The following is a 23,208-nucleotide window of genomic DNA, read 5'->3' as shown; positions in this document are numbered from 1 at the left end:
CGCGCGACGGCACATGGATCAGAAATTCTCGATAGCGAATTCCGAGGAATTCCGGGTCACACGCGATACCCGGGATGCGACTGGCTGACCACGGTGACCGGTTCGGTGCCGTCGACGTACTGGGTGGTCCAGGGAAGCGCGCACACGGCACGCGTCGGTCAGACACGATCGGGTGATCGTCCGCGAATCACGACATTGGCCGTCGTCTCCGTTGCCAACTTACGTGCCCGCTTGGGTCCAGAGGGGCGGACGTGACGGAGTTCTGTACCGACGACGACTCCCTTGACGCGATCGCCGAGGTAGCCGCCTACCTGCCCCGCCGGTGACGCTGCTAGGAAGGCACGATCTCCTTGCCCAGCGGCACGAGCGACACCGGGATCAGCTTGAAGTTCGCGACGCCCAGCGGGATCCCGATGATGGTGATGCACAGCAGCAGACCGGTGACCAGGTGCCCGATCGCCAGCCACCACCCGGCGACGATGATCCAGATGACGTTGCCGAGGAACGACGCCACCCCGGCGTCGGAACGGTTCACCAGCGTGCGGCCGAACGGCCAGAACGCGTAGTTCGCCATCCGGAACGACGCGACGCCGAACGGGATCGTGATCACCAGGACACAGCAGATGATCCCCGCGATGGCGTAGCCCACCGCCATCCAGAAACCGCTGAGTACCAGCCAGATGATGTTGAGGATCGTCTTCACGTCCCTATTGTCCCAGAAGGCCGGAAACGGCCCGACGTGGCCGTGCGGTTACGCACGGCCACGTCGGGACGATCTCAGGATGTCCGACGGCGAGCGGTCGCGGCGGCCAGGGTGTGCAGGACGTCGGCGGTGGTGTCCCAGCTCAGGCAGGCGTCGGTGATGGACTGGCCGTAGACCAGCGGCGTGCCGGGGTGGAGGTCCTGGCGGCCGGCGACCAGGTTGGATTCGAGCATCACGCCGGCGACACCGTGCGCGCCGGTGGCGACCTGCTCGGCGATCTCCCCGGCGACGACGGCCTGCCGGACGTGGTCCTTGCGGCTGTTGTCGTGGCTGGCGTCGATGACGACGCGGGGACGCAGGCCGGCGCCGGTGAGCAGGTCCAGCGTCGTGCCGACCGACCGGGCGTCGTGGTTGGGGGCGGTGTCGCCGCCGCGCAGAACGACGTGGCAGTCGGGGTTTCCGGTGGTGTGCAGGATGGCGGGCAGGCCGCCGGGGTCCACGCCGGGCACGACGTGCCGGGCCGCCGCCGCGCGGACGGCCTCGACGGCGACGGTGACGTTGCCGTCGCGGCGGTTCTTGAAGCCGACGGGCATGGACAGGCCGCTGGCGAGCATGCGGTGGGTCTGGGATTCCACGGTTCGGGCGCCGATCGCACCCCAGGAAACAGTGTCGGCGAGGTAGGCGGGAATGGTGGTGTCCAGCCATTCGACCGCGGTGGGAAGGCGGCGTTCGGCGAGGGCGATCAGGAGTTTCCTGGCGGTGCGCAGGCCGTGGTTGACGTCGCCGGTGTCGTTCAGGTGAGGGTCGTTGATCAGGCCTTTCCAGCCGGCCGTGGTGCGGGGTTTCTCGAAGTACACGCGCATGACGACCAGCAGGTCGTCGGCGAGTTCCTGAGCGGTGTCGGCGAGCCGGCCGGCGTAGTCGAGGGCGGCGTCGGGGTCGTGGATCGAACACGGGCCGACGATGACGATGAGGCGGTCGTCGGTGCCGTCGAGCACCCGCGCGACCGCCTCACGACCTCGTCGAACGGTGTCGGCGGCTGGTTCGGACAGCGGTAGTTCGTGGTGCAGCAGAGCGGGGGTGACCAGCGGCACCAGGTGGTCGATGCGCTGGTTGTCGAGGGTCGCCGCCGACGCGGTGAGGATCACGGGAACTCCAGGTTTCTGCCGGCACGAGCATGGGGAGAGCCGGTTTCCTGGGCCCGGCCGGCGGTTTCGGATCGAAATGCCGGCTCGGGAGAATGACGACAGCGTCAGATGGCGTGTCGCCGGCTCGCGGCCGGCCACTCAAACCATCGATACGTGATCGTCATGTGGACCAGAATAGCCCATGCCGGACAGCGGCTCGGGCATGATCCTCGGTCATGGTGGCCTACCACAGTTTCGGATCACGCCGCGCGACCGAGGCGATGCGCGAGGTCTATCCACGGCCCCGCCCCGACGACCCCGCTGACGCGGCGGCGGCGTCGGCGGCGCGGACCCGGTCCGGCTGGGCGATCGCCGAGCGGCTGTTCCCCGGGCGGGTCTACGACCACACGTGCGCGTGTCCGCTGTTCGAGAAGTCGCATCTGGCGTCGCCGGAGGTGTGGGTCGGGGAGTTCGGCGACACGGTGATGTGCATGGTGCCGTCCAACGCGGAGAACCAGCGGAGGGACCGGCGGGTCGGGGAGGACCGGCCGGTGCGGGTCGAACTGGTGGTGGACATGCTGGCGACGCTGCGCCACGTCGACCAGGTCGCCGGGACGCGGCGGTTCGTCGAGGTCGCCGTCGGCGCCACACGCGGCGCCGTGCTGGGATCCGCCCGGGGTGAGCCGCTGGAGTTCGAGTCGCCGTTCCTGGACGGGCCGGCCGACGCGGAGTTCCCGAGGTTGGAGTACCTGACGCAGGCGCGGCGGTGGCTGTTCGGGCTCAGCCTGCCCCCGCGCCTGGTGCCGCCGGCCGCCACGGTCGTCCGTGGCTACCTGCTGGCGCCGGTCGGCGCTGCGCTGCCGCTGGCCGACGGGCGTCCGGTGGTGCACCTGCCGCCGCCCGACGAACTGGCCGCCCGACTCGCCGGCGCGGACATGCTCGACGAACACCACGGGCGCTACGTCACGGGCGGCGGTGACTGGTTCCAGCTGCACCGCCTCGACGCGGATCGCGCGCTGCTGGTCGGGTGCGACGTCGAGGACACCGAGACCTTCTTCGCCGCGGGGATGGCCATGTTCGGCGGCGACGACGAGACCGACCTGCTCGCCGGGGTTCCCAAGTGGTGGGGCGACCTGCTGCACACCCGCCATCCCGGTGCCTTCACGACCGACGACCGGTTCGATCCGGTCAACGTCGTGTTCGGGTGGGACGGACACCGGTGGACCAAGGCGATCGGCGCCCCCGACCCCGGCCTGCTGCACCACTTCCTCGACCCCGACGACACCTGACGGCCCGCCGCCGGTTCATGATCACTTTTCGTTGGTCGTCGCGTCATCTGTTGTTCTCCCAGGGTCCCTAGCCTGTGCGGCGTGAGCACCGTCGCCGAGGAACCGGGCAGGTGGTCGTCCACGCCGACGCGGTTACGCCTGTCCCTGGCGGTCGGCCTGGTCGCTGCGGCCGCGGTTGCCGCCCTCACCAGCCTGTTGATGGCCCGGGTGCAGGACCAGGTGCGCACCATCGGCGAGTCGGCGGCGCCGCGCGCGGCCATCGCGTCGGACCTGTACTTCGCGCTCAGTGACCTGGACGCGCAGGTGGCCCGGCTGATCCTCATCGGCAACGCCGAAACGCAGGCGGGCAACCGGATCGACGCGCTCACCACCTACGGCCGACGCAGCCGGCAGATCGACGCCGACCTGGAGCGCCTGCTGACCACCGAGGGCGCCACCGCGCGGGACCGCGAGGTCGTCACCGGGCTGCTCAACGACCTGGCCGTGTACCGGCAGTGGACGTGGCAGGCGATGACGATCGTCTGGCAGACCTCCGACGGGCCGGCGCACGCGCCCCCGCCGACGGCGCTGGGCTACTACTCACAGGCGACCAACGTCGTGCACCACGACCTGTTGCCCGGCGCGCAACGGCTGCGTGACGCCAGTCAGGCCAACCTCGAACGCGCCTACGCCGCCCAGCGAACGACCGGGGTGTGGGGGATCGTCGCGGTCAGCGTGCTCGGCGGTGTCCTCGCGGTGTTCCTGATCGTGACGCAGGTCTGGCTCACACGGCTGTTCCGCCGGCGGCTCAACCCGGCCCTGCTCGCCAGCGCGGTCCTCACGATCGGGCTGGTCGCCTCGGCCGCCGCCGTGTTCGCCGTCGGGACGAGCCGGCTCACCGCGGTCCAACGCGACAGCCTCGGCCCGTACCTCGCCCTGTCGAAGGCGCAGGCGATCAGCTACGACGCGGCGGCCGACACCAGCCGCTACCTGCTCAGCGAGCGGCTGCCGTCCTACCGCCAGGACTTCACCCGCAAGTCGGACTGTCTGCTGGGCGGTGGCGCGTGCGGACCGGACGGCGACCAGCTCGCCGGCGGGCTGGCGACCCTGGCCGGGGGCCCTGGCGTGGCGCCGGCCGACGCCGAGCAGGTGGCCAGCCGGTGGGAGGGCTACGTCAGCACCCACGAACGCGTCCTGGATCTGGCCGACTCCGGGCGGCCCGTCGAGGCGATCGACGCGCTCACCGGCATCAGCCGGGGTGACGCCGCCTTCGACTTCCACTACTACGACACCGCCATCAGCCGGATCGCCGAGGACCGCAGACAGTCCTCGGACGCGGCGTTCGTGAACGTGCGGGGACTGCTGGCGGGCTGGACGGTCGTGCCGGTCGTGCTGATGGGCATCGTGCTGGTACTCGTTCCCCTCGGCGTGTGGCCACGCCTGTCCGAGTACCGCTGACGGGACGGGAGACCACAGGTGAGGTTGCGCGTGTTGCCGGCGGTGCTCTCGGCGGCGGTGCTCGCCGGGTGCGGCGCGGCTCCGGCGCCGGTCGGGGGCGGGGCCGACTCGCCTGTCCGGTGCGCGAGCGGGTCGGTCACCGCGGAGGGTTCCACCGCGCAGGCCAACGCGATCAACACGTGGATCACGACGTTCCAGGCCGCCTGCCCCGACGCGACGGTCGAGTACCGCAGCAGCGGGTCGGGCGCCGGGCTGCGGGCGTTCATCGCCGGCACCAGTGACTTCGCCGGCTCGGACGCGGAACTGGCGGCGGCCGACCAGCCGGCGGCCGACGCCCGCTGCGCCACCGGCCCCGCGATCCACCTGCCGATGGTCGTCGGCCCGATCGCGCTGGCCTACACCGTCGCGGGGGTCGAGGACCTGCGGCTCTCGCCGCCGACGATCGCCGGGATCTTCTCCGGCCGGGTGACCCGGTGGAACGACCCGGCGATCGCCGGGGACAACCCGGACGCGGCGCTGCCCCCGACGGCGATCCGCACGATCCACCGCGCTGACGGTTCGGGCACCACCGACAGCTTCACCCGGTACCTCACGGCGACCGCGGCGGGGGACTGGCCGTTCGGGAGCGGGACGGCCTGGCCGGCGCCCGGTGGCACGGCGGAGAAGGGCAACGGCGGGGTGGCGGCGGCCGTCGCCGAGACGAACGGCTCGATCGGCTACCTGGAGGGGTCCTACGCCCAGGCACTCAATCTGCGGACCGCGCGGATCGGCAACCAGGCCGGTGAGTTCGTCGAGCTGAGCGCCGAGGCGGGCGCGCTGGCCGTGGCCGACGCCGACGTCGCGGGCACGGGCAACGACCTGCGGCTGCGGATCGCCTACACCAGCGAGGCAGCGGGGGTGTATCCGATCGTGCTGGTGACCTACGAGGTGGTGTGTGAGCGGGGTACCCGATCGGAGTCGCTCGATCTGGTGAAGGCGTTCCTGCGGTACGCGGCGGGGGAGGACGGCCAGCGGGCCGCGTCCAGGCTCGGCTACAGCCCGCTGCCGGAGCGGATCCGGACGCGGGTGGTGGCCGCCGTCGACGCGCTGGCCTGACGCCCCGTGGCCTCGGGCGCTGTGCCCTCACCCGTCTCGTCCGCCGCCAGGTGAGGGGAAGGTGCCACGGGTGGCACCTTCCCCCTCGGGGCAGGTTGGGCTTTGTCGGAGCGTCAACCTGCCTGTCGGTGGGCGGCCCTGGCCGCCTCGAAGCGGCGGGTCACGTCGGCCCAGTTGACCAGCGACCACAGTTTCTGGACGTAGTCCGGCCGGACGTTGCGGTACTGCAGGTAGTAGGCGTGCTCCCACGCGTCGAAGACCAGCAGCGGGGTGGTGTTCAGGCCGACGTTGCCGTGGTGGTCGTAGATCTGTTCGACGACCAGCCGCTGGGACAGTGGTTCCCAGGCGAGCACACCCCACCCGGAGCCCTGGACGGTCGCGGTGGCGGTGGAGAGCTGCTTGCCGAAGGCCTCGAAGGAGCCGAAGTGCTCGGCGATGGCGGCGGCGAGTTCGCCGTCGGGGCGGTCGCCGCCGTCGGGGGAGAGGTTCTCCCAGAAGATCGTGTGCAGCACGTGGCCGGACAGGTTGAACGCGAAGGTCTTCTCCAGCCCGACCAGCCCGGAGAAGTCGTCGGCCGCACGGGTCTCGGCGAGCCGTTCCAGGGTGTCGTTGGCGCCCTTGACGTACGCGGCGTGGTGCTTGCTGTGGTGCAGTTCCAGGATCTCGCCGGTGATGGCGGGTTCCAGCGCGCCGTAGTCGTAGGGCATGTCGGGCAGAACGTACCGGGTCATGCGGTGACTCTAATTGCAAGTAATGTGCAACAGCAAGTTCGAGGCGATCATCGTGGGGTGAAGCGTTCGCGGGCGCCGTCGTTCTCGCCGCTGCGCCCGGTGAGCACGGCGTGGTCGACCTCGGTGGCCAGGGCCTGGTCGAGCGTGGCGGCCAACCCCAGGTCGACCGCCCGCTTGGCGATGCTGGTCGCGACCGGAGGCCGGGCGGCGATCCGCGCGGCGAGTTCGAGCGCCGTGTCCAGGTGCCGGCCCGGTGGCGTGACGGTGTTGACCAGCCCGAGCTCGGCGGCGCGGCCGGCGGTGAGCGGCTCACCGAGTACGAGGAGTTCCTTCGCGCGGTGCGGCCCGACGATCCTGGGCAGCAGCGCGGAAACACCGCCGGTGACCGACAGCCCGACCCCCACCTCCGGAAACCCGAGCCGGGCATCCTGATCGGCGACGACGAGGTCACAGGCGAGCGCGAGTTCGACGCCGGCACCGAGCGCGTGCCCGTGGACCGCGGCGATCGCGATACCGGGGAAGTCCCGCAGCGCGCGGGTGAGGTCCTGAAGCCGTTGCACGCGGCGGCGGGTGTCGAGTTCGGACTCGGCCGGAAGGGTTTCCTTGAGGTCGTGGCCGGCGCAGAAGGACCGGCCCCTGCCGGCGAGCACGATCACCGGGGCGGCGGCGTCATGGGCGCGGTGCAGCGCGGACAGCAGGTGCTCGGTGAGTCCGGCGGTGACCGCGTTGAGCCGCTCGGGGCGGTTGAGGTGGATGAGGGCGGTGCCGTTGTCCAGCGTTTCGTGGTCGACCGTCACGCCGTGTCTCCTGTTCCCGGGTGGAAGGGCACGGTACCGGCGATCGACTGTTCAGTCGATTGACGGCAGGCCTGACGGCTGCGCAGAATTGGTCGTTTTCAACTGAAGACGTCCCCGGCGGGGGAAGTCCGGTGAGAGACCGGCGCTGACCCGCAAAGGTGTGCGGCCCAACGAGGTCGTGAGCCCTGATGCCCGCCGTGGACGGAGTTTTCTCCCTACCTCGTCGTGGTTCGCGGGGCCGGAGCCGAGGCCGGGTCGAGGTGTGCCCGCCTTTCCGGGCCTGTGTTCCGGAAAGGCTTCACATGAGATTTCGCATTGCCGCGGTGGTCGTCGCGTGTGTCGTGCTCGTCAGCCCAGGAACGGCTGGCGCCGCCGGGCCGGGGGCGGCACGGAAGGCCGATGCCGCGGCCGGGTGGCTCGCCCGGCAGATGGTCGACGGCGATCACTTCGAGGTCGACTTCGGTGGGGTCGGCTACCCGGACGCGGGGTTGACCATCGACGGCGTTCTCGCGTTCGCGTCGGCGAAGGCGGCGGACAGCCACGGGGCGGCGGCGATCGCCTGGCTGGCGCGGCCGGCGAACCTGACCGGGTACGTCGGCGACGGGGTCACCGAGGCCTACGCCGGTGCCACGGCCAAGGCGTCGCTGGCCGCGCAGGTGCGTGGGCTGGACCCGGCGAACGTCGGCGGTGTGGACCTGCCGGCGCGGCTGCGCGGGCTGCTCGCCCCGTCCGGCCGGTTCGCCGACCGCTCGGAGTTCGGTGACTACAGCAACGCGTTCTCCCAGTCGCTGGCGATCATCACCCTGAGCCGCACGGCCGGCGGAGCACCGGCATCGTCGGTGGCGTTCGCCGTCGACACGCAGTGCCCCGACGGTGGTTTCCCGCTCACCTTCGGTGCCTCCGTGTGCGCGAGCGACACCGACGCCACGGCGATGGTCGTCCAGGCGCTGCTCGCGACCGGCCGGCACGCCACGGCCCAACAGGGCCTGACCTGGTTGGCGGGCAGGCAACAGACCAACGGCGGACTGTCCTACGGGGACGGATCGTCGACCGTCGCGCCCAACGCGAACACCACCGGCCTGGCCGGCCAGGCCTTCCTGGCCGGTGGCCGGTCGTGGGCCGCCCACCAGGCGAGGACCTTCGTCCTGGGCCTCCAGGCCGGCTGCGACGCCGACGCGTCCCTGCGGGGCGCGATCGCCTACGACGGGACCGGCCACGACCCGGCGACGAGCGTGCGCGCGACCGCCCAGGCCGTCCTCGGACTCGGCGGCCCGGGCCTGGCGATGCTCACGTCGTCCGGTTCGGTTCCGCAGGCGCCCGAACTGGTCTGCCCGTAGCACCGTGGCGTCGCGCCCGGGGCGGTGGCGCCCCAGGCACGACGTCACGGACGTGAGCGCGCCCGGCCGAAGTCCCGAGTCGTCGGCGCGAACATCACGGCGGTCGGGACCGCGAAGCACACGGCCGCGCACACGCCGAGCACGGCGGTGACCCCGAAGGCGTTGATGGCGGGTGCGATGAGCGCGAGTCCCACCGGCGCGAGCCCGTACGACAGCAGGAAGTCCAATGAGGACACCCGGGCGAGCTTGTCCGGCGCGACCTCCCGCTGGGTGGCCGTGAACCACGGCACGTTGAACAGTTCGATGCCGAGCCCGGCGACGAGGTACGCGGCCACGACCAGTGCCCAGTGCACGGGGAACAGCAGCGCCAGCGGTGCGAACCCGTAGCAGGCCAGCGCGACGAGCGCGGCCCAGCCCGGTGCCGAGGGGCGCCAGCGGGCGACCACCAGGGCGCCGAGCAGGCCGCCGACCGTGTACGCGGTCAGCGCCGCGGCGAGTACCGCCTCGGTGCCGAAGGCGTCCCGGCTGACCAGGGGCAGCACGACGCCGGTGGCCGAGTAGCCGGTGGCGATCACCGCGGTCAGCGCGCCGAGCCCGGCGAGGAACCACGGGTGTCGCCGGGCCTCCCACACGCCCTCGGTGAACTCGTGGACGAACGAGACCCGGTGGGTGGGCGTGGCCTCGGCGACGTGCCGGCCGGCCGGGGGCGCGAGGGCGGCGAACAGCCAGACCAGGCCGGTGCCGACCAGGAGCGCGGCCGTGCTGAACACCGTCGCCAGCAGCGCGGTCAGCGCGGGGGCGCTGAGCGTGACGACCCGGACCGACAGCGCCATCGCCGCGTTGGCGGTCTGCCTGCGCTCCGGTTCGACTGTCTCGGCCACGAGCGCCTGGAACGCCGGGCGGCACGCGCCCTGCCCCGCGCCGACCACCACCGCGGCGGCCGCCATGAGCGGCACCGACCGGTCGAGCCCGAGTGCCATCACGGGTGCGCCAACGGCCGCCGCCAGCCCGGACCACAGCACGACGCCGCGGCGCGAGTGGCGGTCGGCGAGCACTCCGCTGACCGGCACCGCCAGCAGGAACCCGACCGTTCGGGCGGCGAGCACCACGCCGAGTCCCGCCGCGCCCAGTTCGCGGGTGAGGACCGCGAGTCCCAGGACGAACGGCAACGCCCAGGTCGCGAGGCCGGAGGCGGTGGTGCCCAGCCACAGCCGGACGAACGTCGGTTCGCGCAGTACCGATCGCCTGAGGTGGTCCGTGGTCGTCACGCCCACACTCTAGACGATAATGGTTTTCATTTGTAGTATTGCGGTCGTACGTCGTCCCCCGGGAAGGATCCACTGTGGACTTGTTCGACGTCGCCCGGCCGTTCCGGCGCCACCGTGACGGTGCGGTGTGACCGTCGACGAAATCGCCCTACGCGTACGTCAGGGCGAACTCGGGACCCCGCCGGCGGAACTGGTCGCCACGAGCGTGTTCTGGCTGCACCACGGCACCCGGCTGGCCGGCGGGAACACCACGTACCGCAACCAGTACCTGCTTGTCCGCTGTGGATCGTCCTTCGGTGCCTGCGCGTTCGAGGCCACCGGCATGACCCTGGGCAACGGCACCTTCGACGAGATCGTCCGCCGCTGCCGGGAACGGGACGTGCCGCTGGTCGTCTACGCGCAGAGCGGCAGCGCGGTCGCGCGGGAGTTCCTCGGCGCCGGCGTCACCGCGCTGTCGGCGGAACCCTTCCCGTTCTCCCAGTTCAGCGCCGACCCCACCGTGCTGCACCGCTACCGCGCGGCGAAGCGGGCATGATCGCGGGCACCGGGCACGCGTCCTGCCACCACGGCGAGATCCTCCAGGGCGTCTTCCTCGACGCGTCGGGACGGCCGTGCCGGGGGCTGGTCACGTTGCCGCTGACCGGCCCGGGGGTCCGCGCCGAGTTCACCCCGCGACCCGGCGGCGAGGTCGTGGTGCGCCCGGCGGACCGGGTGAAGGCCGCCCGGGCCGCGTCGCTCGCGATCGCCGAGTGCGCGCGGCTGACCGGAAGGCCGCGCCGTGGCGGGGATCTGCGGATCGACGGCGACATTCCGCTCGGGCTGGGCATGGGCTCGTCCACCGGCGACGTCATCGCCACCATCCGCGCGGTCGCGGCGAGTTTCGGTGCCGGCCTGTCCGGCGAGGTGATCGCCCGCCTCGCCGTCGCGGCCGAACAGGCGAGCGACCCGCTGATGCTCTCCGACCGGCCCGTGCTGTTCGCCCACAGGGAAGGCCGGGTCCTGGAGGAACTGGGTGACGCGCTGCCGCCCGCGGTCGTCGTCGGCTGCCTGACCGGCGGCGGTGCCCCGGTGAACACCCTGAGCCTGCCCGGCCACGACGACGTGGCCGAGTTCGAACGCCTGCGGGCCCTGCTGCGCCGCGCGATCGCCGAGACCGACCTCGCGCTGCTGGGCCAGGTCAGCACCGCGAGCGCGCGGCACAACCAGCGCGTGCTGCCCAAGGAGGAACTCGCCACGCTGGAGGCCATCGCCCGGCGGACCGGGTCGGCCGGGGTGCAGGTCGCGCACAGCGGCAACGTCGCCGGTCTGCTGTTCGACCCGGCGACCCCGGATCTGGACCGGCGCCTCCGGCGGTGCGTGGCCGCCCTCGGCGACCGCGGTATCCCCGTCACCCGGATCTTCACCACCAGCGGACCGGAAGGCAGGCATGGACGCCCACATCACCGACGCGCTCGGCAGACCGGACCTCGTCCGCCTCGACGACGGGCTCGTCTGCCTGCGGTTTGAGTCGATGAAGGTCGTCTCCGCGCTCGCCGCCGTCCGGCACCTGCTCGACACCGGCCGGGTTCGTCCCGGGGACACGCTGCTCGACTCCTCCAGCGGCATCTACGCCCACGCGCTCGCGCTCGCCTGCCACCGGTACGGCCTGCGCTGCCACATCGTCGGCTCCACCACCGTCGACGACACCCTGCGCGCCCAACTCGCGGTGCTCGGCGCGCACCTCGAACAGATGCCGTCCTCGGCGAGCCTCACGCTCGACCAGAACCGCCGGGTCGCACGCATCCACGAGATCCTGCGCGACAACCCCGGCCACCACTGGATGCGCCAGTACCACGACGACATCCACTGTCTCGGCTACCGCGCCGTCGCCGACCGGATCGCCGGCGAACTCGGCAACGGCCCGCTCACGCTCGTCGGCGGGGTGGGCTCCGGCGCCTCCACCGGAGCGCTCGCCACCTACCTGGTCGCCGACACCGGCCACCGCTACGCCGACACGGTGTTCGCCCGCCACCGGGACGCCCCGCCGATCGACACCCTCGCACCGACCCCGGTGTCCACCGTGGACGACCTGGCCCACCCGTGGTCGCGCATGGACTGGGCCCGCGCCCCGGCCCCGAACGCCTGAGGGTCCGACCGTCGCGGTCGGCTCAGCAGCCGGGCCCAGTGGTGGTGCCGGCACGGCGTTCGAGCAGGACGGTGTCGTGCCAGGTGCCGTGGAGTCGGGCGATGCGTTCGCGGATGCCGACGGTGCGGTAGCCGGCCTGGTGGTGCAGGGCGATGCTGGCGCGGTTCTCGGTGAGGACGGCGGTCTGCAGGGTCCACAGGCCGGTGTCGTCGTCGGCGGCGGTGACCTGCCGGCGGACGAGGGCCTTGCCGATGCCCGTGCCGCGGTGACCGCCGGCGACGTAGATGGCGCTCTCGGCGACGCCGGAGTAGCAGTCGCGGGGGGAGGTGGGGGACAGGGCGGTCCAGCCGACGACCTCGCCGTCGAGTTCGGCGACCCAGCGGTGACCGGGCAGCCATCTCGCGTCGAGGGACGCGCGGCTGGGCACGGTGGTGTCGAAGGTGGCGATGCCGGTGGCGATGCCCTGGCCGTAGATGTCGCGCACGGCCGGCCAGTCGGCGGGGTGCAGGGCGCGGACGGTGACGTCGTCACGTACGTCGGGCGGGCAGCAGGGGCGTGGCGCGAGCAGGCCCATGACGGCGTCGGCGGCGTGCGGGAGGCCGGCGCAGCAGGCCTCGTTGACGACCACGCGGGTGCTGGTGCCTTCCTTGTGGAGGGTGAGGAAGCCGACGTCGGCGAGTTTGCGGACGTGGTGGGAGCAGGTGGACTGGCTGATGCCGAGCAGTTCGGTGAGCCGGCCGACCGTGACGCCGCCGGGCGAGGTGGCGACGGTGTGCAGCAGGCGGACGCGGGTGGGTTCGGCGAGGACGGCGAACCATTCGGCGTAGGTCGCGGCTTCCTGCTCGGGCAGCACCGGGGCGGTCATGGCGCCGAGTATCGACGTGGATCGATGATGCGTCAAACGACACCGTCGATCATCGACATCGATCGATGGTTGATTTCATCGATCCGGATCGATACTCTCGCCGCAAGTGATCGAGCGCTGTCGATGAACGGAGTGGGACGATGTCGGAGCTGCCCGTGGTGGTGGTCGGTGCCGGCCCGGTGGGGCTGGCGGCCGCGGCCGAACTGGTGGAACGTGGCCAGCGGCCGTTGGTGCTGGACAAGGCCGGTCAGGCCGGCGCGGCGGTGGCCGGGTGGCACCACGTCCGGCTCTTCTCCCCGTGGTCGGAGCTGGTTGCCCCGGCCGCCGGACGGCTGCTCGCGGGCACGCCCTGGCAGCGCCCCGACGACGCCACCTACCCCACGGGCCGGGAGTGGGTGTCCCGCTACCTGCGCCCGCTGGCCGAGACACTGGGCGACCAGGTCGTGTTCGGGGCCGAGGTCGTCGGGGTCGCCCGTCGGGGACGGGACCGGGTGGTCGACGCCGGCCGGGACACCGAACCGCTGACCGTGCACGTTCGCCACGCCGACGGTCGCGAGGAGCGGATCACCGCCCGCGCGGTGGTCGACGCGTCCGGCACCTGGGGCGACCCCAACCCGCTGGGCGGCGACGGCCTGCCGGCCATCGGCGAGCACGCGGCAGCGGACCGGATCACCTACCGTGTCCCCGACCTCACCGACGACGCCGTACGGGCCCGCTACGCCGGACGGCACGTGCTCATCGCGGGCAGTGGGCACTCGGCGTTGACCGCGCTCGTCGCGTTCGCCGACGTCGCGGGGCGGATCACCTGGCTGCTGCGGCGCGGCGCCGTTGGCTCGACGTTCGGCGGTGGCGACGCCGACCAGCTCCCGGCGCGCGGCGCGCTCGGCCTGGGCGCGAAGGCCGCCGTCGAGGCCGGGCGCATCGCTGTCGTGACGGGCTTTCGCACCGAGACGGTCCAACGGCACGACACCGGGCTGACGGTGGTGTCCGACAGTGGCCACACGGTGCCCGACGTCGACGAGATCGTGGTCCTGACCGGCTTCCGGCCCGACCTGACGTGGCTCTCGGAGCTGCGCCTGGACCTGGACGCCACCTTGCAGGCGCCGGTCGCGCTCGCGCCCCTGATCGACCCGAACGCCCACTCCTGCGGCACGGTCTACCCCCACGGCGTGAAGGAACTGACCCATCCCGAACCGGATGTCTACCTCGCCGGGATGAAGAGCTACGGCCGCGCACCGACGTTCCTCGCGATGACCGGCTACGAACAGGTCCGCTCCATCGCCGCCGCGATCGCCGGCGACCGCGAGTCCGCCGAACGCGTCGAGCTGGTCCTGCCCGAGACCGGGGTGTGCGGCGGCTCCGGCGTCTTCGACGAGCCCACCCCACCGGGCGGCGGTTGCTGCGGCGAGCCCGCCGAACCGCGGCTGCTGACCCTGTCCGCGCCACGGGACCGGTGAGCGGCGCACCCGCGACCGCCGAGCCGAGCAGGAGTCGCACACGGGGCGGCGGATCGTCCTCGCTGCCCCGTGCGCGACCCCGATCACCAGTTGGGGGCACCTTCCCATGATCGACGCCGTTGTCATCGGCGCCGGGCAGTCCGGCCTGGCCGCCGCTCACGCACTTCGTCACGAGGGTCTCGCACCGGTCGTGCTCGAAGCAGGGCCCGAACCGGTCGGCTCCTGGCCCTCCTACTACGACAGCCTGACCCTGTTCTCCCCGGCCCGGTACAGCTCCCTGCCCGGCCTGCCCTTCCCCGGCGACCCGGACCACTACCCGCACCGCGACGAGGTGGTCGACTACCTGCGCCGTTACGCCAAGAACCTCGCCGTCGACCTCCGCACCGGCCAGCGCGTGGTCGCCGTTCGCCGAGACGACGGCCAGTTCACCGTTCGGGTCGAGGACGGTACCGAGCTGACCGCCAGGGTCGTGATCGCCGCGTCCGGCGCGTTCGGGCAGCCGCACCGCCCGGCGCTGCCAGGACTGGAGTCCTTCACCGGCGCGGTTCTGCACTCCGCCGACTACCGCGAGCCGAGCCCGTTCATCGGGCAGCGCGTGGTCGTCGTCGGGGCCGCGAACACCGCCGTGCAGGTCGCGCACGAACTCGCCAGGGTCGCCACGGTCACGCTCGCCACGCGCAAACCGGTGACGTTCGCGCCGCAGCGCCCGCTGGGCCGAGACGTGCACTTCTGGTCGGTGGCAAGCGGGTTCGACCACCTGCCGATCGGACACCTGCTGCGCACCGCACCCCACATGCCGGTCAACGACGACGGCCGCTACCGCCGCGCACTCGCGGCGGGCAGCCCCGACCAGCGTCGGGTGTTCACCACCGTCGACGGCGACACCGTCACCTGGCCCGACGGCACCCGCGAACACGTCGACACGATCCTGCTCGCCACCGGCTACCGACCCGCACTGTCCTACCTGGACCCAGCGGATCGCGGTCACCGCAAGGGAATCTCCACCACGTCTCCAGGGCTGGGGTTCGTGGGCCTGGAATGGCAACGCAGCTTCGCCTCCGCCACCCTCCGCGGCGTCGGCCGCGACGCCCGCCACGTCGTGCGCCGGCTACTTCGTCGACCGGCCCCTTGACCCGGACTGATTGCTCAATCATCATTGAGTCAATGGACGTTGAGTGGTCTTCCTCGGTGGTGGTGCGGGCACGGCTGCACGCCGTGCTGGGCGAGCCCGCGCGGCTCGCGATCGTCGACCGGCTCGTGCTGGGCGATGCCGCGCCGGTTGAGCTCGGGCGTGAGCTGGGGATGTCCAGCAACCTGCTGGCCCACCATGTCAAGCAGCTCGAACAGGCCGGGGTCGTCCAGCGGTCCCGCTCCGAGGGCGACCACCGCCGCACCTACCTGCGGCTGTGCCCCGAGGCGCTGGCCGGGCTCGTGCCGGAGGGGTCGGTGCACGCGCCACGGGTGGTGTTCGTGTGCACGCACAATTCCGCCAGGTCCCAGCTGGCCGCCGCGCTGTGGACCGAGCGCAGCACGGTCCCCGCCGCATCGGCCGGCACCCAACCGGCCCAGCGAATCCACCCCCTGGCCATCGCCGTGGCCGACAACCACGGCCTGTCCCTCGCCCACGCGCGGACCGCTCGGGTCGACGAGGTCCTTCGGCCGGACGACCTGGTCGTCGCGGTCTGCGACAACGCCCACGAGCAGCTCACCGGACCGTTGGACCGCCTGCACTGGTCGGTCCCGGACCCGGCCGTGGCCGCCACCGACGACGCGTTCGACCGCGCGTTCACCGACCTCGCCAACCGGGTCGACCGGCTGGTGCCCGCCGTCCACGCACGCGGAGCGCAACGATGACCGACCAACGCCATGACCTGAGCGTCGACCTCCAGCACGCGCTGGCCACCGCCGCCACCCAGCTGCACACCGAGTTCGACGGCACCTTCAGCGCCGAGACCATCGAGCGGTTCCTGCGCTCCAGCTACGACCAGTTCGCCGCCCGCAGCACCGTGCCCACCTTCCTGCCGCTGCTCGCGGAGCGGTTCGCCCGCCAACGTCTGCGCGCGCTGGCCACGGTGGAAGGCCGCACAGCCGGAAAGCCGACCGTGCTGTTCCTGTGCGTCCACAACGCCGGCCGCTCCCAGATGGCGCTCGGGTTCTTCCACCACCTCGTCGGCGACCGAGCGGTGGCCTGGTCCGGCGGTTCCGAACCTGGCCACACGGTCAACCCGTCCGCCGTCGACGCCATGGCCGAACGTGGCATCGACATCTCCCGCGAGTTCCCCAAGCCCTGGACCGACGAGATCGTCCAGGCCGCCGACGTGGTCGTCACCATGGGCTGCGGCGACATCTGCCCCGTGTTCCCCGGCAAGCGCTACCTCGACTGGACCCTCGACGACCCCGCCGGCAAGACCGTCGCTGACGTCCGCCCCGTCCGCGACGAGATCGAACGCCGCGTCCGCGCCCTGCTCGACGACCTCGGTGTCGCGCACCGCGACCCGACCCCAGGAGACCACCGCCCGTGAGCCAGAGCGTCACCTCACCCCCGGAACAGGACGTACTGCACCGACTGTCCTTCCTGGACCGTTACCTGCCCGTGTGGATCATCGCCGCCATGGCCGCCGGTCTCGGCCTCGGCGCGGCCGTCCCCGGTCTGCAGGGCGCCCTGGACGCGGTCACGATCGGCCAGGTGTCCCTGCCGATCGCGCTCGGCCTGCTGCTGATGATGTACCCGGTGCTGGCGAAGGTCCGCTACGACAAGCTCGACACCGTCACCCGCGACCGCCGCACCATGGCCCTGTCCCTGGTCCTCAACTGGGTCGCCGGCCCCGCGCTGATGTTCGCGCTGGCCTGGCTCATGCTGCCCGACCTGCCCGAGTACCGCACCGGCCTGATCATCGTCGGCCTCGCCCGCTGCATCGCCATGGTCATCATCTGGAACGACCTCGCCTGCGGTGACCGTGAGGCCGCCACCGTGCTCGTCGCCCTCAACTCCGTGTTCCAGGTCGTCATGTTCGGCGTCCTCGGCTGGTTCTACCTCGACCTGCTCCCCGGCTGGCTCGGCCTGGACACCGAGACCGTGACGTTCTCCCCCTGGGAGATCGCACTGTCCGTCGTGATCTTCCTCGGCCTCCCGCTCGCCGCCGGCTACCTGACCCGCCGCGTCGGGGAGCGCACCCGCGGCCGGGACTGGTACGAGGGCACGTTCCTGCCCCGCGTGGGCCCGATCGCCCTGTACGGCCTGCTGTTCACGATCGTCGTGCTGTTCGCCCTCCAAGGCGGGACCATCACCGCCCGCCCGCTCGACGTCGCCCGGATCGCCCTGCCGCTGCTGGTCTACTTCGCAGTCATGTGGGCCGGGGCGTACCTGCTCGGCAAGGCCGCCGGCCTCGGCTACGCCCGCACCACGACCCTCGCCTTCACCGCCGCCGGCAACAACTTCGAACTCGCGATCGCCGTCGCCATCGGCGTCTTCGGCGTCACCTCCGGCCAGGCCCTCGCCGGCGTCGTCGGCCCACTCATCGAGGTACCGGTCCTCGTCGCACTGGTCTACGTCAGCCTGAGACTCCGCCGGCGCTGGCCGGCCGAACAGCTCGCTGGTCGCGGCGGCGCGGGCTGAGGACGACGAGGGTGCGGGCCTCCTGACCGCCGACGTGGGCCAGTGGGTCCGGTCAGCAGGCGGCGCGGGGGCCGCCGTAGTGCAGTCCGGCGCGGCCGATGGCGGTCTCGTCGCCCAGTTCGGTGTTGGCGGCGCGGGGGAGGTAGCAGGAGTACCGGTGGTGGTTGATGACTTCCAGGTGGATGTGCGCGCCGGTGTCGCCGTTGACCTGGTAGCAGCTGGAGTAGCGGAACCGTCCGGTCTCGCCGAGCTTGGTCCACGGTCCGACGGTGGCGCCGACGGCGATGGCGGCCGGTTTGCGGTCGACGTGCATCACGTCCGCGCGGGCGATCACCGCGCCGGTGACGTTGTCGGTCGCCTCCAGGCCGATCCGGTAGCCGCCGTCGGCGAGTTGGCCGGTGGCGCAGCCGGGGCGGACGGTGACCACGCGGACCGTCACGGCGTGCCCGGCCGCGGTCCGCGACCCGAACGGTGAGACGACCGTCGCGCCCGGGTTGCGGTAGATGTCCACCGACCAGTCGTTGAGGTAGCCCCAGTTCGAGAACACCCGGTGGTGACCGGCGGGGCCGGACAGGCCGAACCGGTCCCAGGTGGACGCGCCCTGGATCGGCGGGTAGACGGTCAGGGCGTCGGGGACCTCGTGGGCCTGGGCGGTCGCCGGAGCCGCCAGCAGCAGCCCCATCCCGGCCGCGACGACAGCCACCACGGACTGAAAACGTTTCACAAGGCGCATGTACTACAGGGAAACCGATCACCGGTCGTTGGCGGACCGCCGAACGGGTCAATCTCGCGCCGGTCGTGCGTTCCGGTCACCGGGTCGGCCCGGCGGCCGGTCACCGCGAGGCGTCGTCGGTGCCCTTGTTCCCGTACAGCGCGCTGAGATCCAGCGAGGTGGTCGGTCCCGGTCGGCTTCCCGGGTCGCTGGTGTGGTCGACCAGTCGGTGCAGCGCTTCCATCTTCTCGTCGAGGTGGGTGGCCGCCTCGGCGGCGTTGGTGAGTTCGCTCAGGAGGTTCGGTGGCACCGCGCCGCGGTACTTGTAGTAGATCTTGTGCTCCAGGCTGGCCCAGAAGTCCATCGCGATGGTGCGGATCTGGATCTCCACCGGCACGTTGTCGGTGCGGTTCGAACGGAACACCGGAATCGACACGATCAGATGAAGACTCTGATACCCGTTGGGCTTGCGGTTGGTGATGTAGTCCCGCTCGGCGAGCAGAGTGATGTCCTGCTGGCCGACCAGCATGTCCCGGATCTTGGCGATGTCGGAGATGAAACTGCAGACCACCCGAACCCCGGCGATGTCGAGCACATTGTCCCGAATGCTGGCCAGATCCATCCGGTAGTTCTTGCGTCGACACTTCTCCAACACACTCTCCGGCGACTTGAGCCGAGAATTGATGTGCTCGATCGGATTGTACTCGTTCGTGTGATTGAAGTCCTCGCGCAAGATATTGATCTTGGTGATGATCTCGTCGATCGCGAACTTGTAGCCCAGCATGAAGTCAACCAGCTGCTCGCGAAGGAATCGAACGTCCTCGACGCCGACCGACGCTCCGGACTCACTCAGCGAAGCCTCCGAGGTGGGGGAATGCCAGGTTCTCATCACCCCCCATCCTGACAGATCTCCGCTCCTCGAACGACACCAGCTCGCCGTGTCGATGGCCGACGCCGGTGTGACGTCGACCCGGTCAGCCGCACCAGGCCCGGGGATCCCCAGCCGGCTCAGCTCCTCGTCGTGGTCAACCTCGGCAGGCGAAGACCGGTCGTGCCGAAACCGGTCGGGCCGGCGGGGAGCCGGGCGGTCCGCGCCGACTTCGGGGTCAGCAACTGGGTCGAGGAACGTGTTCGAGACGACCTGCTCGGGGTGTGGGGCGACGCGACGGTGACCGGCAAGCCGGTGCACTCCGACCTGGACAGTCGCAAGAAGACACTGCCGGTGGTCGCCGCGCTGAACGCCGACACCCCGGCCGGTGCGACGCTGGTCTCGCTGTACCACGGGGACGACCCGCTCGACCTCGGCCACGCGGCGGAGCTGATCGAGCGGTGCGGGGCGCGCGTCTGGGGCCAGGCCAGGCCGACGAGCTGCTCGACCAGGCCCGCCACCACCTGCGCGCGGTCGACCCGCGCGAGCGGGCGGCCCGCGAGCTCGACGCCCTGGCCTGCCTCGCCACCCGCCGCGACCACTGAGAGGTCGACCATGCCAGGTCCCGTCGTTGTGCTCGCGTCGCCACGGTCGTTCTGCGCCGGGGTGGAACGGGCGGTCGAGATCGTCGAGCGGTTGCTGGCGCAGCGTGGCGGCCCGATCCACGTGCGCAAACAGATCGTGCACAACACCCACGTGGTGGCCGACCTCGAGGCGCGCGGCGCGGTGTTCGTCGACGAACTGGCCGAGGTCGCCGACGGCGCGACGGTCGTCTTCTCCGCGCACGGGGTCTCGCCCGCCGTGCGCGCGGAGGCCGAGCGGCGCGGGATGGAGGTCGTGGACGCGACCTGCCCGCTGGTGACCAAGGTGCACACCGAGGCGCGCCGGTTCGCCGGCCGTGGCGACACGGTGGTGCTCATCGGGCACGCCGACCACGAGGAGGTCGAGGGCACGCTCGGCGAGGCGCCGGAGCGGACCGTGCTGGTGCAGACCCTCGACGACGTCGCCACGGTGGAGGTCGACGACCCGACCAGGGTCTCCTACCTCACCCAGACCACGCTGGCGGTCGACGAGACCGCCGAGATCGTGGCGGCCCTGCGTGGCCGGTTCCCCGCGCTCAAGGGCCCGGCCTCGGCCGACATCTGCTACGCCACGACCAACCGGCAGGACGCGGTGCGCGCGGTGGCCGACGAGGCCGACGTCGTGCTGGTCGTCGGCTCGGAGAACTCGTCGAACTCGGTGCGGCTGGTGGAGCTGGTCCGCCGGCGGGGAAAACCAGCCCACCTCATCGACGACGTGACCGACATCCGTCCGGAATGGTTGGTCGGCAAGGAAACGGTGGGCCTGACAGCGGGGGCGTCCGCACCGACCCATCTGCTCGACGACGTGATCGCGGCGTTGGACGCGCGCGAGGTGCGGGTCCGGGAGACGACCCGGGAGACCGTCCAGTTCACGCTGCCCCTGGACGTTCGACCGCGATGACCTCCTGGAGCCGGTGACCACGCCGCGGGCGCTCAGCCCTCGGTCGCGTCGTTGATGGGTCGGACTCATCTGGTGGCCGGTGTTCGCTCGCTCGACCGGTTGTCCTTGACGGCACCGCGCCGGGCGGCGGTAAGGTGTGAGCCGAGGGCAGCCCGCGCGTGATGGGTCGGACTCATCGTCGGATGGGTCCCGCCGCCGCGTGGCAGGGCGTCGTTCCCCGTGGCCGTTCCCGCGACACGTCGTTGGCGGAACGGCCGGTCAGGCTGCCATGGGAGCGCTCCAAATATCCGATCGAAACGTTTCATTCCGCTTTTTTCCGAACGATTGTTCGCGATCACTCACCATTGGATGATCTTGTGAAACTTTCGATGGATGTGCTTGTCGTCAACGACTTGTGTTGTTCGACGATGACCTGTTAGCGTTCACAACGTATTAGGAACCTGTTCGGACACGGCGCGGTGAGCCGTGCCTCCGCCGTCAACGATGATGGGGTTTCTCATGTCTGGTGAAACGCGTGGACGCGTTCGGTGGTCGACCAGGATTCGCGGCCACCGCTCCCTGGCGGGACGACTCCTCGTCGCGGCACTCACGGCCGTGACGGCGGTCGGACTGGTGGTGTTCTCCGCCGACGCGCGACAGCCGGCGGCGCAGGCGGCCCCGGGGAGCCCGGCCGTCACCCCGCCGCTGGGCTGGAACAGCTGGAACAGCTTCGGCTGCGGTGTCACCGAGACAGCGGTCCGCCAGGCCGCCGACGCGATGGTCAGCTCGGGCATGCGCGACGCCGGTTACCAGTACGTGGTCGTGGACGACTGCTGGTTCGACCCGCAGCGCGACGCACAGGGCACCCTGCGGGCGCACCCGACGAAGTTCCCCAGCGGCATGAAGGCCCTGGGCGACTACCTCCACGCCCGCGGGCTGAAGTTCGGCATCTACCAGGTACCCACGGAACGGACCTGTGCCCAGCGGGTCGGCACCCACCCCGGCTCGACCGGCAGCAGCGGACACGAGGTCCAGGACGCGAACACGTTCGCGTCCTGGGGCGTGGACTACCTCAAGTACGACTGGTGCTCCCCGGAGGGCACGCGTGACGAGCAGGTGGCCCGGTTCACCCTGATGCGCGACGCGCTGCGGGCCACCGGCCGGCCGATCGTCTACAGCATCAACCCGAACAGCTTCCACGCGATCACCGGCGACAAGTACGACTGGGGTGAGGTCGCCGACCTGTGGCGGACCACCGAGGACCTGCTGGACATCTGGCAGAACGGCAACACCAACAGCTACCCGATGGGTGTCGGCAACGTCGTGGACGTCAACGCGCCCCTCGCCGCGCAGGCCGGGCCAACGCACTGGAACGACCCGGACATGCTCGTGGTCGGCCGGCCGGGACTGACCCTGACCGAGTCGCGGTCGCACTTCGCGCTGTGGGCGCTGATGGCCGCGCCGCTGATGGCCGGCAACGACATCCGCACCATGTCCGCCGACGTGAGCGCGATCCTGCGCAACCCGCGTCTGCTCGCGGTGAACCAGGACCGGCTCGGTGCTGGCGGACGACGGGTGCGCGACGACGGCACCGTCGAGGTGTTCGCCAAGCCGCTCGCGGACGGGTCGGTCGCGGTCGGCCTGTTCAACCGGGGAAGCGCCACCGCCACGATCAGCACCACGGCCGCCCAGGTCGGCCTGTCCGGCGGGTCGTTCACGCTCACCGACCTGTGGACCGCGGGCACGTCGACCACCACCGGGCCGATCAGCGCGAGCGTGCCGGCCCACGGGGTGGCGGCGTACCGGGTGGCCGGCGGCTCACCGATCCCCACGACAACCTCCCGGCTGCGCGGGGTGGGCTCGAACCGCTGCCTGGACGTGGACAACGCCTCGACCGCCGCCGGTGCGACCGCGCTGGTCTGGGACTGCCACACCGCGGCCAACCAGGTGTGGACGACCTGGCCCGACGGCGAGATCCGGGTCTTCGGCGACAAGTGTCTCGACGCCTACGACCAGGGCACCGCCAACGGCACCCGGGTGATCATCTGGCCCTGCAACGGGCAGGCGAACCAGCGCTGGACCCTCGGCACGGACGGCTCCCTACGCAACGTCGCTTCCGGACTCTGTCTGGACGTCGAACAGGCGGGCACCGCCAACGGCACCGCCACCATTCTCTGGACCTGCAACGGCCAGTCCAACCAACGGTGGTCGCGCGCCTGAGCGGCGACCGCACAAACCCCTGCCTCCGACGACGAGAGGG

The 23,208-nt window shown here is 71.5% G+C and carries 23 protein-coding genes, 1 pseudogene and 1 riboswitch; of the genes and pseudogenes, 16 read left to right on the top strand and 8 right to left on the bottom strand.

What is annotated here, in order from left to right; translation table 11 throughout:
* Positions 1-331: 331 nt before the first annotated feature.
* Positions 332-703, bottom strand: a complete 372-nt coding sequence (locus BLA60_RS18150; RefSeq protein ID WP_075134103.1) for a YccF domain-containing protein — start codon at positions 701-703, stop codon at positions 332-334.
* A gap of 74 nt (positions 704-777) precedes the next feature.
* A complete protein-coding gene (locus BLA60_RS18145) occupies positions 778-1,848 on the bottom strand; it encodes a 3-deoxy-7-phosphoheptulonate synthase (RefSeq protein WP_154814448.1) in 1,071 nt (356 codons plus the stop codon).
* Between the two features lie 218 nt (positions 1,849-2,066).
* On the opposite strand from BLA60_RS18145, the gene BLA60_RS18140 reads away from it, so the two are divergent.
* From BLA60_RS18140 to pstS, 3 genes are all read left to right on the top strand, one after another.
* Entirely contained in the window at positions 2,067-3,119 is a 1,053-nt protein-coding gene (locus BLA60_RS18140) for a hypothetical protein (protein WP_075134101.1), read from the top strand.
* A gap of 81 nt (positions 3,120-3,200) precedes the next feature.
* A complete protein-coding gene (locus BLA60_RS18135; protein ID WP_075134100.1) occupies positions 3,201-4,556 on the top strand; it encodes a hypothetical protein in 1,356 nt (451 codons plus the stop codon).
* Between the two features lie 18 nt (positions 4,557-4,574).
* Positions 4,575-5,651, top strand: coding sequence for a phosphate ABC transporter substrate-binding protein PstS (gene pstS, locus BLA60_RS18130; RefSeq protein WP_075134099.1), 1,077 nt, complete (start codon positions 4,575-4,577; stop codon positions 5,649-5,651).
* 113 nt (positions 5,652-5,764) lie between these two features.
* Here pstS and BLA60_RS18125 read toward each other — a convergent pair whose 3' ends face one another.
* Together BLA60_RS18125 and BLA60_RS18120 are read right to left on the bottom strand one after the other, a co-directional pair.
* Entirely contained in the window at positions 5,765-6,382 is a 618-nt protein-coding gene (locus tag BLA60_RS18125) for a superoxide dismutase (protein WP_075134098.1), read from the bottom strand.
* A 47-nt stretch (positions 6,383-6,429) separates the two neighbouring features.
* Positions 6,430-7,179 (bottom strand): enoyl-CoA hydratase/isomerase family protein, encoded by a 750-nt coding sequence (locus tag BLA60_RS18120; RefSeq protein ID WP_075134097.1) that lies wholly within the window; start codon positions 7,177-7,179, stop codon positions 6,430-6,432.
* A gap of 98 nt (positions 7,180-7,277) precedes the next feature.
* Positions 7,278-7,393: riboswitch (cobalamin riboswitch) on the top strand.
* An 88-nt stretch (positions 7,394-7,481) separates the two neighbouring features.
* Between BLA60_RS18120 and BLA60_RS18115 the strand changes: the two genes are divergently transcribed.
* Complete coding sequence (locus BLA60_RS18115; protein ID WP_075134096.1) at positions 7,482-8,516, top strand: prenyltransferase/squalene oxidase repeat-containing protein; 1,035 nt, start codon at positions 7,482-7,484, stop codon at positions 8,514-8,516.
* Between the two features lie 44 nt (positions 8,517-8,560).
* Here the strand turns inward: BLA60_RS18115 and BLA60_RS18110 are convergent, their stop codons facing one another.
* A complete protein-coding gene (locus BLA60_RS18110) occupies positions 8,561-9,784 on the bottom strand; it encodes an MFS transporter (RefSeq protein WP_245812040.1) in 1,224 nt (407 codons plus the stop codon).
* A gap of 127 nt (positions 9,785-9,911) precedes the next feature.
* Between BLA60_RS18110 and BLA60_RS18105 the strand changes: the two genes are divergently transcribed.
* From BLA60_RS18105 to BLA60_RS18095, 3 genes are read left to right on the top strand one after another with little or no spacing between them, the layout of a single operon-like run.
* Positions 9,912-10,319, top strand: coding sequence for a hypothetical protein (locus BLA60_RS18105; RefSeq protein ID WP_075134094.1), 408 nt, complete (start codon positions 9,912-9,914; stop codon positions 10,317-10,319).
* Positions 10,316-11,290 (top strand): GHMP family kinase ATP-binding protein, encoded by a 975-nt coding sequence (locus BLA60_RS18100; RefSeq protein ID WP_084735053.1) that lies wholly within the window; start codon positions 10,316-10,318, stop codon positions 11,288-11,290. The genes BLA60_RS18105 and BLA60_RS18100 overlap by 4 nt, the downstream gene beginning before the upstream one ends.
* A complete protein-coding gene (locus tag BLA60_RS18095) occupies positions 11,211-11,909 on the top strand; it encodes a pyridoxal-phosphate dependent enzyme (protein WP_075134093.1) in 699 nt (232 codons plus the stop codon). The genes BLA60_RS18100 and BLA60_RS18095 overlap by 80 nt, the downstream gene beginning before the upstream one ends.
* A gap of 22 nt (positions 11,910-11,931) precedes the next feature.
* Here BLA60_RS18095 and BLA60_RS18090 read toward each other — a convergent pair whose 3' ends face one another.
* Positions 11,932-12,774, bottom strand: a complete 843-nt coding sequence (locus BLA60_RS18090) for a helix-turn-helix domain-containing GNAT family N-acetyltransferase (protein WP_075134092.1) — start codon at positions 12,772-12,774, stop codon at positions 11,932-11,934.
* Between the two features lie 140 nt (positions 12,775-12,914).
* Here BLA60_RS18090 and BLA60_RS18085 point away from each other — a divergent pair, with 140 nt between their 5' ends.
* From BLA60_RS18085 to arsB, 5 genes are all read left to right on the top strand, one after another.
* Entirely contained in the window at positions 12,915-14,231 is a 1,317-nt protein-coding gene (locus tag BLA60_RS18085) for an NAD(P)-binding domain-containing protein (protein WP_075134091.1), read from the top strand.
* Between the two features lie 106 nt (positions 14,232-14,337).
* Positions 14,338-15,363, top strand: coding sequence for a flavin-containing monooxygenase (locus tag BLA60_RS18080; RefSeq protein WP_075134090.1), 1,026 nt, complete (start codon positions 14,338-14,340; stop codon positions 15,361-15,363).
* Between the two features lie 32 nt (positions 15,364-15,395).
* On the top strand, positions 15,396-16,085 hold the full coding sequence (locus tag BLA60_RS18075) for an arsenate reductase/protein-tyrosine-phosphatase family protein (RefSeq protein ID WP_075134089.1): 690 nt from the start codon (positions 15,396-15,398) through the stop codon (positions 16,083-16,085).
* A complete protein-coding gene (locus BLA60_RS18070; RefSeq protein ID WP_075134088.1) occupies positions 16,082-16,753 on the top strand; it encodes an arsenate reductase ArsC in 672 nt (223 codons plus the stop codon). The genes BLA60_RS18075 and BLA60_RS18070 overlap by 4 nt, the downstream gene beginning before the upstream one ends.
* On the top strand, positions 16,750-17,847 hold the full coding sequence (arsB, locus tag BLA60_RS18065; RefSeq protein WP_075134087.1) for an ACR3 family arsenite efflux transporter: 1,098 nt from the start codon (positions 16,750-16,752) through the stop codon (positions 17,845-17,847). Before BLA60_RS18070 ends, arsB begins: the two co-directional genes overlap by 4 nt.
* A gap of 52 nt (positions 17,848-17,899) precedes the next feature.
* Here the strand turns inward: arsB and BLA60_RS18060 are convergent, their stop codons facing one another.
* Both BLA60_RS18060 and BLA60_RS18055 read right to left on the bottom strand, forming a co-directional pair.
* Complete coding sequence (locus tag BLA60_RS18060) at positions 17,900-18,553, bottom strand: hypothetical protein (RefSeq protein ID WP_211288769.1); 654 nt, start codon at positions 18,551-18,553, stop codon at positions 17,900-17,902.
* A gap of 127 nt (positions 18,554-18,680) precedes the next feature.
* Positions 18,681-19,343, bottom strand: coding sequence for a GTP pyrophosphokinase (locus BLA60_RS18055; protein ID WP_281257461.1), 663 nt, complete (start codon positions 19,341-19,343; stop codon positions 18,681-18,683).
* Positions 19,344-19,580: 237 nt separating this feature from the next.
* Here BLA60_RS18055 and BLA60_RS46430 point away from each other — a divergent pair.
* The 4 genes and pseudogenes from BLA60_RS46430 to BLA60_RS18040 all read left to right on the top strand — a co-directional run.
* Positions 19,581-19,811, top strand: a pseudogene (locus BLA60_RS46430) (polyprenyl synthetase family protein); the annotation flags it as partial.
* Positions 19,812-19,888: 77 nt separating this feature from the next.
* The gene (locus tag BLA60_RS45565) at positions 19,889-20,032 is read left to right on the top strand and encodes a hypothetical protein (protein ID WP_245812050.1); all 144 of its coding nucleotides are present in this window, start codon (positions 19,889-19,891) and stop codon (positions 20,030-20,032) included.
* A 10-nt stretch (positions 20,033-20,042) separates the two neighbouring features.
* Positions 20,043-20,969, top strand: coding sequence for a 4-hydroxy-3-methylbut-2-enyl diphosphate reductase (gene ispH / locus BLA60_RS44860; protein WP_075134237.1), 927 nt, complete (start codon positions 20,043-20,045; stop codon positions 20,967-20,969).
* Between the two features lie 594 nt (positions 20,970-21,563).
* Complete coding sequence (locus tag BLA60_RS18040; protein WP_075134084.1) at positions 21,564-23,168, top strand: glycoside hydrolase family 27 protein; 1,605 nt, start codon at positions 21,564-21,566, stop codon at positions 23,166-23,168.
* Positions 23,169-23,208: the final 40 nt, after the last annotated feature.

This window comes from Actinophytocola xinjiangensis, from assembly GCF_001921215.1.
GTDB lineage: Bacteria > Actinomycetota > Actinomycetes > Mycobacteriales > Pseudonocardiaceae > Actinophytocola > Actinophytocola xinjiangensis.
The sequence above is the reverse complement of the archived record's forward strand: the minus strand, read 5'-3'. Positions and strand labels throughout refer to the sequence as shown.

Coding starts and splice junctions, on each gene's coding strand:
- BLA60_RS18080 (WP_075134090.1), top strand. CDS start 14,338: ATGATCGACGCCGTTGTCATCGGCGCCGGGCAGTCCGGCCTGGCCGCC.
- BLA60_RS18125 (WP_075134098.1), bottom strand. CDS start 6,382: ATGACCCGGTACGTTCTGCCCGACATGCCCTACGACTACGGCGCGCTG.
- BLA60_RS18085 (WP_075134091.1), top strand. CDS start 12,915: ATGTCGGAGCTGCCCGTGGTGGTGGTCGGTGCCGGCCCGGTGGGGCTG.
- ispH (WP_075134237.1), top strand. CDS start 20,043: ATGCCAGGTCCCGTCGTTGTGCTCGCGTCGCCACGGTCGTTCTGCGCC.
- BLA60_RS18075 (WP_075134089.1), top strand. CDS start 15,396: ATGGACGTTGAGTGGTCTTCCTCGGTGGTGGTGCGGGCACGGCTGCAC.
- BLA60_RS18115 (WP_075134096.1), top strand. CDS start 7,482: ATGAGATTTCGCATTGCCGCGGTGGTCGTCGCGTGTGTCGTGCTCGTC.
- BLA60_RS18090 (WP_075134092.1), bottom strand. CDS start 12,774: ATGACCGCCCCGGTGCTGCCCGAGCAGGAAGCCGCGACCTACGCCGAA.
- BLA60_RS18100 (WP_084735053.1), top strand. CDS start 10,316: ATGATCGCGGGCACCGGGCACGCGTCCTGCCACCACGGCGAGATCCTC.
- BLA60_RS18070 (WP_075134088.1), top strand. CDS start 16,082: ATGACCGACCAACGCCATGACCTGAGCGTCGACCTCCAGCACGCGCTG.
- BLA60_RS18095 (WP_075134093.1), top strand. CDS start 11,211: ATGGACGCCCACATCACCGACGCGCTCGGCAGACCGGACCTCGTCCGC.
- BLA60_RS18140 (WP_075134101.1), top strand. CDS start 2,067: ATGGTGGCCTACCACAGTTTCGGATCACGCCGCGCGACCGAGGCGATG.
- BLA60_RS18055 (WP_281257461.1), bottom strand. CDS start 19,343: ATGCTGGGCTACAAGTTCGCGATCGACGAGATCATCACCAAGATCAAT.